General features: G+C 41.3%; 1 protein-coding gene. It reads left to right on the plus strand.

Annotated features, from left to right (window positions below; all coding sequences use genetic code 11):
• Nucleotides 1-90: 90 nt before the first annotated feature.
• Complete coding sequence (locus tag GC130_RS25475; protein ID WP_152001198.1) at nt 91-1284, plus strand: IS4 family transposase; 1194 nt, start codon at nt 91-93, stop codon at nt 1282-1284.
• Nucleotides 1285-1338: the final 54 nt, after the last annotated feature.

The following is a 1338-nucleotide window of genomic DNA, read 5'->3' on the forward strand; positions in this document are numbered from 1 at the left end:
CAATAGCGTCCTAAACGAATAGAGTAGGGAGGTGTGAATTAAGTATCTCAAAGTTAGCTTTGAGTTGCACAACAAAAGACTACACCTCCCATGGTAAATCTAAACTTATTCTCGCAGATCATCTCAAAAATTGACAAGAATGCCTTCCGGAAGCTGGTATCAGACAAGCAGACTGATAAGCACCAGAAGGGATATAATAGCTGGACTCATTTGGTGTCAATGTTATTCTGCCAGTTTTCAAAAAGTCAGTCAGTGAGAGATATTAGCAACGGGTTACGTTCGGCTACTGGTAACCTTAACCACCTTGGTGTTGATAAAGCTCCTTCTAAATCATCGGTGAGCTACCAAAACAAACACAGAGACTCGACACTGTTCCGAGACTTTTACTATCACTTGCAAGGTCACCTGTCACATCTGGCTGGGTTTAAGCAGACAAAATTCAGGATCAAGTCAAAGATATTGCTGTTAGACTCCACAACCATTAGCCTTTGTCTGACTCTATTTGATTGGGCCAGATACAAAACCAACAAGGGAGCAGTGAAGATGCACACCTTGCTGGATTATGATGGCAACCTTCCGGCCTATGTCAATATCACAGATGGCAAAACAGCAGATAATAAAGGAACTTACGATATCCCTCTGTTGGCTGGAAGTGTCATTGTAGCCGACAGGTACTACAATGATTTTTCTCTCCTCCATGTTTGGGACAGCAACAAGGTGTTTTTCGTAATCCGTCATAAGGATAACCTTCAATTCAAATCTATTAAAGAGAACCCTTTACCAGAAACCAGGCATCACCACATACTCAAAGATGAACTCATTCAACTTACCGGCCCTCAATCACAAAAGAAATACCCAGAGCGCCTGCGCAGGGTTGCTATTTGGGATGAAGAAAACCAACAAACCATTGAGCTGATCACAAACCAGATATCTTGGACAGCAAACACTATATCGGAGCTTTATAAGAGCAGATGGCAGATTGAAATATTCTTCAGAGAGATCAAACAGCTACTTCATATCAAATCATTTATTGGCACCAGCCAAAATGCGGTTATGATCCAGATATGGACAGCCCTTATCACTATACTGCTGCTGAAATTCCTGAAAGAGTTGGCCAAATATGGTTGGCAACTTTCTAATCTGGTGGCCTTTATTCGATTGAATCTTTTTGTCAAAATCGACCTACATCTGTGGCTAGATAAGCCATTTAATCTACCCCTATACAAACCCAAAATAGTTGACCAGGGGGGCTTGTTCCCCAATTGGAACCCAAATTCACCATAGAACTCTCTATGACAACTTATTTATCCTAACTTCATATCGTTTAGGACGCTATTG

Source organism: Imperialibacter sp. EC-SDR9 (genome assembly GCF_902498805.1).
In the GTDB taxonomy this organism is placed as follows: Bacteria; Bacteroidota; Bacteroidia; order Cytophagales; family Cyclobacteriaceae; genus Imperialibacter.